Source organism: Microcoleus sp. D3_18_C2, assembly GCF_036702395.1.
Classification (GTDB): Bacteria; Cyanobacteriota; Cyanobacteriia; order Cyanobacteriales; family Microcoleaceae; genus Microcoleus.
This window is the reverse complement of the sequence record NZ_JAUBTG010000099.1, coordinates 1-9,731: the sequence shown is the minus strand read 5'-3', so window position 1 is coordinate 9,731 and position 9,731 is coordinate 1. Positions and strand designations below refer to the sequence as shown.

General features: G+C 44.1%; 9 protein-coding genes. 3 read left to right on the top strand and 6 right to left on the bottom strand.

Annotated elements, in window-relative coordinates; all coding sequences use genetic code 11:
- Window positions 1-559: 559 nt before the first annotated feature.
- From QUA88_RS28520 to QUA88_RS28505, 4 genes are all read right to left on the bottom strand, one after another.
- Window positions 560-1,972 (bottom strand): cytochrome c biogenesis protein, encoded by a 1,413-nt coding sequence (locus QUA88_RS28520; protein WP_333234314.1) that lies wholly within the window; start codon window positions 1,970-1,972, stop codon window positions 560-562.
- 339 nt (window positions 1,973-2,311) lie between these two features.
- The gene (locus tag QUA88_RS28515) at window positions 2,312-3,043 is read right to left on the bottom strand and encodes a cytochrome c biogenesis protein CcdA (protein ID WP_333233091.1); all 732 of its coding nucleotides are present in this window, start codon (window positions 3,041-3,043) and stop codon (window positions 2,312-2,314) included.
- 584 nt (window positions 3,044-3,627) lie between these two features.
- Entirely contained in the window at window positions 3,628-4,332 is a 705-nt protein-coding gene (locus QUA88_RS28510) for a pentapeptide repeat-containing protein (RefSeq protein WP_445300605.1), read from the bottom strand.
- A 217-nt stretch (window positions 4,333-4,549) separates the two neighbouring features.
- Window positions 4,550-4,735: a hypothetical protein gene (locus tag QUA88_RS28505; RefSeq protein WP_333052424.1), complete on the bottom strand. Its 186-nt coding sequence runs from the start codon at window positions 4,733-4,735 to the stop codon at window positions 4,550-4,552.
- Between the two features lie 136 nt (window positions 4,736-4,871).
- Between QUA88_RS28505 and QUA88_RS28500 the strand changes: the two genes are divergently transcribed.
- A complete protein-coding gene (locus QUA88_RS28500; protein WP_333275083.1) occupies window positions 4,872-5,582 on the top strand; it encodes a tetratricopeptide repeat protein in 711 nt (236 codons plus the stop codon).
- Between the two features lie 88 nt (window positions 5,583-5,670).
- Here the strand turns inward: QUA88_RS28500 and QUA88_RS28495 are convergent, their stop codons facing one another.
- Complete coding sequence (locus tag QUA88_RS28495; protein ID WP_333275080.1) at window positions 5,671-7,008, bottom strand: peptidylprolyl isomerase; 1,338 nt, start codon at window positions 7,006-7,008, stop codon at window positions 5,671-5,673.
- 119 nt (window positions 7,009-7,127) lie between these two features.
- Here QUA88_RS28495 and QUA88_RS28490 point away from each other — a divergent pair, with 119 nt between their 5' ends.
- Window positions 7,128-7,679 carry a peroxiredoxin gene (locus QUA88_RS28490; protein WP_333052432.1) on the top strand — a complete coding sequence of 184 codons (552 nt, stop codon included), beginning with the start codon at window positions 7,128-7,130 and terminating at the stop codon, window positions 7,677-7,679.
- A gap of 366 nt (window positions 7,680-8,045) precedes the next feature.
- Here the strand turns inward: QUA88_RS28490 and QUA88_RS28485 are convergent, their stop codons facing one another.
- Window positions 8,046-8,585: a phosphate-starvation-inducible PsiE family protein gene (locus QUA88_RS28485; protein ID WP_333052434.1), complete on the bottom strand. Its 540-nt coding sequence runs from the start codon at window positions 8,583-8,585 to the stop codon at window positions 8,046-8,048.
- A gap of 381 nt (window positions 8,586-8,966) precedes the next feature.
- On the opposite strand from QUA88_RS28485, the gene QUA88_RS28480 reads away from it, so the two are divergent.
- Window positions 8,967-9,569, top strand: coding sequence for a superoxide dismutase (locus QUA88_RS28480; protein WP_333052685.1), 603 nt, complete (start codon window positions 8,967-8,969; stop codon window positions 9,567-9,569).
- Window positions 9,570-9,731 lie beyond the last annotated feature (162 nt).

Here is a 9,731-nt window from a genome sequence, read left to right as displayed (position 1 = left end):
TTGCCCAAAAATAGCTCAAAACCTCTGCCCTAGTATTTTTGGGTATTTATACTCATTGCAAAAGTGACACGCTCCCATCAAAAGAGCGAAAAGCGCACTGAGTATAGGTAAAACTGTTTGAAGGACAAAAGGAACGATAATTGGCATAAAAAAATACCAGGATAAGTTGATCCATAGTTATTGAGTTTTTTTAAATTTAAATAACTATGGGTAGATGATATCTCTTGTTGTGAAGATTTACAATTGTATAGTCACTGACTTTTATTAAAAATTACCTGATTAGCAGTACCATAATTTACGTAAATTCACTTATTTTCCGATATAAAATCTATTGCATTCGTGTCACCAACCAGGCTCAAACCCATAATGAAGGTCGCTTGTAGTCGAGTCTCTATCTCCCTAAATCCCCTTAAAAAGGGAGTAGGGCGTGACTTTGAATGCTCTTCCCCCTTTTTAAGGGGGGCTAAGAGAGATCGAGGGGATTGTGACTCAGACAGAAGACTGATACTACCTTTTACCTGGTTGTTGACATCAATGGTGGGCAATGCCCACCATAAAATTAATTTTGACTAGCTAGAGAAGTCGGCGCTATTTCGCTCTTTTCTTCCTCTTGTTTCGATTCTGCCAACTTGTCCAAAATCTCCACAACTTCTCTTTCAAAAGTCACCTGAGCGCGATTTGTGCGCCCGCCGACGTATAGTTTGCCGTCCTTTTCCAAAGCCCAAATCTGCGAGTGAGACAGATAGCTCATCAGCACACTAAGCATTAGCAACCCGAAGCCAGTATAAACGATCGGAATACCAGGATCGGCTTTAATTTGCAATCCCGTACTGCCTACAACTTCGTCAATTGTCAGCATGACTCCGTTAACTTCCACCGCCGTGCCGGCGCGAACTGTAGTTAACAATTTGCCATCCGTACCGTACACTAACATCGTTCCTTGCAAGTCTTTTGCTAGCAGAGAAACTCCCGCACTCAAATCTGGTTTTGTGGGAATCCAAGCACCCCAAATTCGGCCTTTACCTTGGGTGTCTAGCTGAGCCATTGGCAATTGTAAAACCGGGCTTTTGTTGAGGCGAACTCGCACGGCGGCTATTGCCCAATCTGCTTGATAAAATGTGACTCCCCGATATCTGAGGGGCTCGTTAACGTGAATGGTTTTACGATCGACCTCTTGGCCTGTTTTGTCCAAAACTGACAGGTCAGAGTAAAATTGGTCGATCGCACCGCTCGGACTATAATCAATCCAGAACCGATTAACTCGCATCGACCAATCCTTCGGTATTTGCGGCCCCGCCCAAGGCCCCGCATCCAAGATATTCTGCACCTGAAATGTTTCGCCGCTGGCAACCATTTCTTGACCTAGAAATCCCGTCATTGCGCCCCATATCGACCCAGTTAAAATAATTAGCATACTGGCGTGAACAATAATCGGGCCGACTTTGCCAATTATTCCCTTGCGGGCATAAACTTTTTCGCCTTCTCGAAATATGCGGTAGTTTTTTTGCTGCAAAAGTGGTTCTAACGAAGTTAAAGCAACTGTTTCTAATTCCGCACTGAGAGCTAATTTTTCAAACTGCTTTGGTTCTTCATAAAATTTCCAGCGGCGGGCGGCTTTTAGTGCGGGAAATTGTCGGGTAAATGTACAAGCTGTTAAGCTGCTGCCAAACAAAATTAGGATTGACAAAAACCACCAAGTGCGGTATACGTGGTCAAGTCCTGCAATTAGCACAACTTTCCAAGTTAGGAAGCCGAACAAAGCAGGGTGTTCTGGATAGTTAGATTGGTAAAAGGGTACTGATTGGCCTTGTTCGATGACAGTGCCGGAAATGCTGAAAAATGCGATCGTCAGCAGCAAGATAATGGCCAGCCGCAAATCTGCGAGCACCGGCAAGATTTCTCGCTTGAAAAACTTTTGAGGGGCAGTCGCCCAGCTTGAGAGTTTTGATAGAAATACTTCTTTTGATGTCATTGGTAATTATGGAGGAAGTTCGGCAACGAGCAATGTACGGGATGTAACGGATGTCAGCAAGTTCGGCAACCAGCACTGTACGAGATGTAACGGATGGAAGAAGGGAGAAGGAAGAGAAAGGAGGGAAAAAAAAGATGAACAAAATATTATTATGTTTATTGAAAAAGTCTCAATCAATTTTGAATTCTTTCTCTTTTCTTTCTTTCTTCCTTCGTGTTCTAGCGCTTACGCGCGGCTTCGCCTAACGCGTCTTCGCGGTTCGTTAAAAAAAACTTAATTCACGCATTCCATAGTGATTGCTATATCTCTCAATAAGGACTGAATTCCTGAGAACGAAAGTTACGCGGGAAGGATGCGGGAAAGCAGAGAGAAAACGCCAAATCCTACTAGCAAAACGCCGCTAACAGGCGTAATCCAACTCGACCACCGACGTAATTCTAACAGCTTTTTTATGCTAGCAGTGAAAGTGCCTGCTATGATTAGCGGAGCGACGTAGCCAGCAGCGTAAAACAGCAGTAACACACCACCTAAAACTGTATCTCCCGTTTTGGAAACCCAAGCTAAGAGTGTAGCTAAAACCGGCGTGCTGCAGGGAGAGGCTACTAAACCAAAAGTTAAGCCCAATAAGTACGATCGCACACCCGCCGGCAAATCTTTCGGCACCCACCCCACAGCGTCGAAAGACGGCATTTGTAAGGGTAAAGCTTCGAGTAAATTCAGCCCCATTAGAATAGCAATAATGCTGACAAGAATCGGTAAACCCAGGCCAATTTTGCCGTAAACTTGTCCGGCAAATGATGCTACAATGCCTAAACCCGCAAGGGTAGTGGCCAATCCCAGGGAAAACCACGCAGACTGGGCTGCTGCTTGCAGGCGACTTTTTGCTTCGTATCCACCGATGTAGCCGATCGTGATCGGCAACATTGAAAGCATACAGGGCGTTAAGCTCGTTAGCAACCCTGCCAGAAAGATGACTCCGACGCTGACTAAACTGAGGTTTGTCAGTTGCGTATTTACTAAATTATTAGCAAATTGTGCGAGTTCGTAAAGTTGAGTTTGCAGGGTTTCCATCAGTCGATTCTAGATTTTAGATTTTAGATTTTAGATTTTAAATTTTAGATTGAGTCCACAGCCCATCGATTTTAGATTTTAGAGAGACTCTACAGATGAATTTGGGAGTTTAAACTAAATATCTAATATTTTTGTTATTCACGACTCCTGTCGGGGGCTGGTATCCCTAGGCAGGCGACTTCAGGTTCGGGGCTGTTCTGGCTTTGTTGAAAATTGTAACAGATGCGCGCAGGTTCGGTTTGAGATTTAAGATTTTAGCGAGATTTACTGGTTGGGAGTTAAAAGGTCGATCGCACCCTGGTTTAAATTGATATCTTGACCGCAAGCATCCAGGATACCCGCCACGTGATTCATTCCTTCGGAGACTCAGGAGGGAGAAATAAAAACCTGTATCCGATGAAACTTGCCGAACGTATTTATCTCGCGCAAGTCAAGGCTTCAATCTAAAATCTAAAATCTAAAATCTAAAATCGATTGACAGCATCCTCAACAAGCTGTTGGCAATGGGCGCAGCTACACCCGATAATGCGAAATCAGCCCGAAAGCCTGTTGTTGAAATTATTCAAGCAGACTTTAATTTTACTCTACTGTAAATTAAACCCACTTTCTTCATTAATAGACCCGTCCGGCATTATTGCCCCAGCCAGCACCGCACCTCTGAGATTTGCTCCCGTTAAAGTAGCGCCTTCTAAATTAGCATTGCTCAAATTTGTGACTTGTTTGGAACCTCGGAAAAAGAAGCTGTGCAAGTCAGCACCTGTTAAATTAGTGTCTGCCAAATTAGCATATTGCAAGTCAGCACCGTGCAGCGTCGCATCCGTTAAGTTAGCTTGGGTAAGATTGCTTCCCCAAAGTCGAGAATCTAAGACATTAGCATCTTGTAAATTGGCGCGGCTCAGATTTGCCAAAGTCAGATTAGCATCCCACAACTTGGTACCGTTGAAATTAGCTTCTGTCAAATTGGCTCGACTGAGATCCGTGCCTAGAATATCAGCATTTGCTAAATTAGCGCCGGTGAGGTCTGCGCCAGAAAGATCCGCATTTTTTAAGTTAGCACCGGACAAATTAGCGCCGGACAAATTAGCGCCGCTCAAATTGGCTTCTTGGAGATTAGCGCCCCGCAAATCGACAGCGCTCAAATCGCATTGCTTCCACAAAAAACTGACGCACCAATTATCCTTTAATAGGTGACTCACATCCTCCCCATTCGCGGCCATAACAGGAGGAGTTAAGTAGAGAGTGAACAGGACGATCGCCAACAATGCAGCGAAGAAAATTTTCAACCTCATAACTTTTTTCATTGACACTAATTTGTGCCATAAATTATTGATGTCTAATCAAAGCATAGCAAATAATCGGCAACTTTCCTCAGCAATATTACTCAAAAATATTAGTAATTTGTGGAACAGGCCGTCGGGCCTGTTAAGCGAGAATGGTGCTCGGGGCGTGAGTAAAAACCGGGTTTAAGATGGCCGTGTCCGATGGACAAATCCCGATCGAATATCGCTACAAAGTAATACTTGCTGCCGACAGTTGCGATCGCTCTCCCAGGGGCATACCTGCCAATAATCCCGGTAGGAACTGCTCAATATGGGAAGAAAGAAACCGCCAATCTAGGCGGAAAACCTTATATTTAAAGGGTTCTAGACGCATTTGTTCTGAAGTGCGATCGGCATCACTAACTAAGCCCAACTTTCATCACACAAGTCAATGCCCCAGCATCACCAAATCTCATCAAAGTTATCACGTTCCTGACACTACGGATATCACTGTCAGTAGCTGAAGTATGGAGGAAAATGACAGCATACAGTTGAACACCACTTCTCCCATGCCTACTATCCCCCTTCTCCCAAGCCAATTAGTTGTCACAACTATTTTCAATTCGATCGAATCTTTGGGATTCACTAATATTTCCGGGGTATTTTCGGGGGAGCAAGCTGAATCCCGACAAGAGGCAAATTTAAAAGTTAGTACCAAAAAGTTTTACACTCAGGGTTTAAAAAATCTCGAACAACAAAACTTGGACGGCGCTATTAAAAATTTTACTGCCACAATTAACATTAATCCGCAATTCGCGTCAGCTTACAACGATCGCGGTGTGGCCCGCTACAAATTAGGCTATAAGCAATCGGCGATCGAAGATTTAACTACAGCCATCGAACTCAATCCTTACCGAGCCAAGTATTACAGCAATCGGGGGTTTATGCTGACTCGTTTAAAACATTATACTGCGGCGATCGCAGATTACAACTCGGCACTCCTGCTCAACCCTAATCTAGCTCAATCTTACTTTGACCGAGGTGCTATCCGCCTGCAAATGGAGAATTCCCTAGCAGCACTAGCTGATTTTGAGTCAGCAATTCGCCTCAATAACGATTTTGCTAAAGCTTACTTTAACCGAGGAGTGATTAGATATAAATTGAGAGAGGTTCATGGAGCATTTGAGGATTTCCAGAAGGCAGCAGGGCTTTTTAAGCAGCAGGGAAGAATGGATTCTTATCAAGATGCGGTTTCTAAAATTAGTCAGCTATGGTATTAGTTGAATTTGGAAATTGGGAATTGATAATCAGGTAAGGTGCACCGAAGAGCACCCTACACCTATAATTAGGGCGCGAGTCTTGTTAAAGTTAGCCAACTCTCAAGGCGGCGTCTCCGGGGGGCAAGTTATCGACAAGGAAAGCAGTAGAAAAGTTAATTGTAAAAGCAGCATTTTGAACTGCTGCAGGGGCGGCATTTTGAACCACAGCCAAAGTCACTCCTCCAAATTGAATGAGTGTGTTGCTGCCTGATTGGGTGAATGAGGTGTTGGATAAAGGGCTGGTTAAGCCAATACGATCGCCCTCTCCAGGCCTAAAATCAAGAATTATATCGCTCGCCCCATCCAACTCCAGATTTTCACCCGTAACCAGAACAAACGTATCAGTACCGCCACCACCAGTGAGAGTATCGCTGCCAGTATCGCCAATCAAAAAATCGTTACCATCGCCGCCGATTAAAACATCGTTTCCTCTGCCGCCTCGCAAAAAGTCGTTACCAGCATCGGCATTGATAATATCGTCGCCGAGATTTCCGTTGATAATATCGTCGCCAACACCTCCGCTAATGGAGTCGTTACCTTTGCCGCCTCTAAGAAAGTCGTCACCCGCTTCGCCCGTGATAGTATCGTTGCCTTGGCTGCCGTTAATTGCATCATCAGTCGGTGAACCGATGATGCGATCGTTTGCACTACCTCCCAGTACACCGCTGGGATTTTGCTGAGAGTCTTGGGAAGTGACTTGATAGTTGTTGGGGGTGTTTGGCAATCTGAGCGCTCCCAAAGATAGATTTACGAAATTGGTACTATTGATTAAAGCGTTGAGCGCATTAACATCGCTAACTATGCTAGAAACCCGACTGGGAACGATTCCTTGAACGACTTTTGCAGTTGAAATGCGATCGCCCTGCTGCACCGCATTCACCGTTTCAAAACCTTGAATAACGTTACCAAAAACAGCATAATTACCATCCAAAAATGGCAAATCATCCAAAGCAAAATAAAACTGCGAAGAAGCCGAATCCAAAGCATTAGAACGAGCCATTGCCACAGCCCCTCGATTATGCTGCAACTGCGGCGTCTGGGTTACAACTTGGCTGTAAACAGGTTGCGCGGCCCCTTGCGGCGTAATTTCCAAAGGAATAAAACGCGCCTGATTGGTATCAGGGTCAATAAAACTACCCGTTCCCAATTGACTCGCTGGAATTGTCCTATCTCTGCTGCGCGGATCGCCTCCTTGCACTACAAAAGGCTCTGGCTGGCGCACAACTCGGTGAAACATCACCCCGTCGTAAATGCCTCGTTCAACTAAGTCAACAAAATTTCCCCCAGTAATCGGGGCATTAGTGCCGTCTACTTCGATCGTAACGGGTTGACCGTTAATTATCTGGACTACTATAGCTTTGCCTGTTAACGGGAGTGCAGCGCTCATGGGTAAATTGCTATTTGAGTGAGTGATCGTTGGGTTTTAGAAGCAATCCGCGAATTGCCCCTACCCATTTAATCAGAAAACTGTAAACTTGTGTTAAGTACAGTTCTACTTCTAAATTTATGATGCCCCGTCGCAAGTTTTTTACCACTTTATTGGCAATTTGTCTAGTTTTTCTAAGTTTCAATTTTGCCACACCTGCATTTGCCCTAGGTGGCAAGCTTCCGGCGGTGAATCAACCAGCCCCGGATTTTAGTTTGCCAACAAACAGCGGCGACGGACAAGTGTCCCTGTCCGATTATCGCGGTAAGTGGCTGGTAGTCTATTTTTATCCGAAAGACTTTACTTCGGGATGTACGATCGAAGCGCGTCGATTTCAGGAAGACTTGCCGAAATACTTGGCAAAAAATACTCAAATTATCGGTATTAGCGCTGATGATGTCAACTCGCACGCGGAATTTTGCGATTCGGAAGGTTTGAAGTTTCCACTGTTAGCTGATACCGACGGTAAAGTGAGTAAAGCTTACGGTTCTTGGATGAGTTTTATCTCCGCGCGACACAGTTTTATTATTGACCCTGAAGGTATTTTGCGGGAAACTTTTGTGAAGATTAATCCGGCGATTCACTCTAAAGAAGTGTTTGCCCGCTTGCAGGAATTGCAGGCTAACGGGTAATACCATTTTAGATTTTAGATTTGAGATTTTAGATTTGAATAATTGGGAATGACTGATGAACCTTGTCTTGGTAGTGAAGACTACATTCCTCTGAAAATACAGAGGAATGTAGTCTTCACTGCCAACGTTATCAGGTTGATTTGAACTCACATCTTGCACCATTCTCAATAATTCTTTTTTGGGTGGATTCTCCTGCCCAACCCCTACTCCCCACAAGAAAATCTACTCTTTGTGGAACGGGCCCCAGAGCCCGTTCTTGACAATGGTGCAAAATCTCAGTTTTACGCGAAATGATAGCTGTAACGTGACAAGCGATAAAAGACTAAATCTAAAATCTAAAATCTAAAATCGCCTGTCATGACATATTCAATGAGAATTAAACTTGCTATTGACTGCAACAGATGCGACAGAAGATTCATTGTCTGAAAAATTTTTCTTTCTGCTAGCCATGCGACGTTCCGGGTCAATTCCCTCGAAGGTTGGCGGCAACCAAACTCGGACTACCAACAACACTGCCAAAACCAGCAAAAATGCGCCTGTTGATAATATTTGAACCGAGGGAGTTTCCAGCACTCCCCGCACTATCACTTCTCGCAAAACTGATACAATACAAACTTCCACAGCTACGCCGATCGAAACTCTTTTTTCTTGCAAGTAAATAATTAGCAGCCGAAATAATTCCACTAAAACTAATAGAAATAAAATATCTGCCGTGACTTCCTGGAAATTCAAAGGAGGTAGCAGCGAGAAGAACATTTCTCGCAGTTCTAGCACCATGAAACAAAACAAACCAATACATAGGGAAATTACAATTAAGTCTTGGACTGTTTCCAGACCGGTGACGATTAATTGCAAATTCAACCATTGAGGGGGGTTACTCGACGAGTTGTTTAAACGCTTTTCCATTGACATATGCTGCAACTTGTTTGGCTTTCTTACAGCTTAATTGAACTTAGGTTAATCTATGGCAATTTACAGGTTTAATCTCTTTATCAGTCTCATAAAATTTCGATTGGTTGACAATTTCACACACACTTTTATTTGCCACCCAGGTGGCTTGACATTTAGTGATAGTTTATGCTATGTGAATGCTGCAATAAGTAGCTTTGATATCTAAAAAATACAAGTCTGAATGCTGAAATGCCCCAACTGCTATAAAATATGAAAATTGTAAAGAATTATTTACCACAGCTTGATAAACTCAAGCTAGGGACTCTCGGCTTTAATCATACAAAAGCCGGAAAGTTAGCCCAAAAACCAAAAGTAATCCAGAGAGGATTGAACACAATGGCATTTGAACTTGCACCGTTACCCTTCGCCGCTGACGCCCTAGAGCCAGCTCATATGTCGGCCAACACTTTTTCGTTCCACCACGACAAGCACCACGCTGCTTACGTGACCAATCTGAATAAACTGATTGAAGGAACTGAAATGGCGAGCAAATCCCTTGAAGAAATTGTCAAGGAATCTGCTAAAGACCCATCCAAAGCCGGCATTTTCAACAATGCAGGTCAAGTTTGGAACCACAATTTTTTCTGGAATTCCCTCGCACCGGGCGGCGGTGGCACTCCGACAGGAGCTTTAGCTGAGAAAATCAACGCCGACTTCGGCAGCTTCGACAAATTCAAAGAAGAATTCAAGACTGCTGCGACAACTCAGTTCGGTAGCGGCTGGGCTTGGCTGGTTTTGGACAACGGCACTTTGAAAGTTACCAAAACTGCTAACGCTGACACCCCGGTAGCACACGGCCAAACTCCGTTGCTGACTTTGGATGTGTGGGAACACGCTTATTATTTGGATTTCCAAAACCGCCGTCCCGACTACATTACTAATTTCTTGGATAATTTGGCTAACTGGGAGTTTGCAGCAGCAAATTTGGCTGCGGCTTAGTAGCATCTTAGTTTGAGGACTAAAGTCCTCACTACAAACTTTATCGGTTTGTAGTGAGGACTTTAGTGGTGATGAATGAGAATTATTTAACCTGACATCTTGCAGCAATATCAATAAGAGGATTTTTCGTGGGGTCGGGCGGGTTTATAGAACCTATTTGCA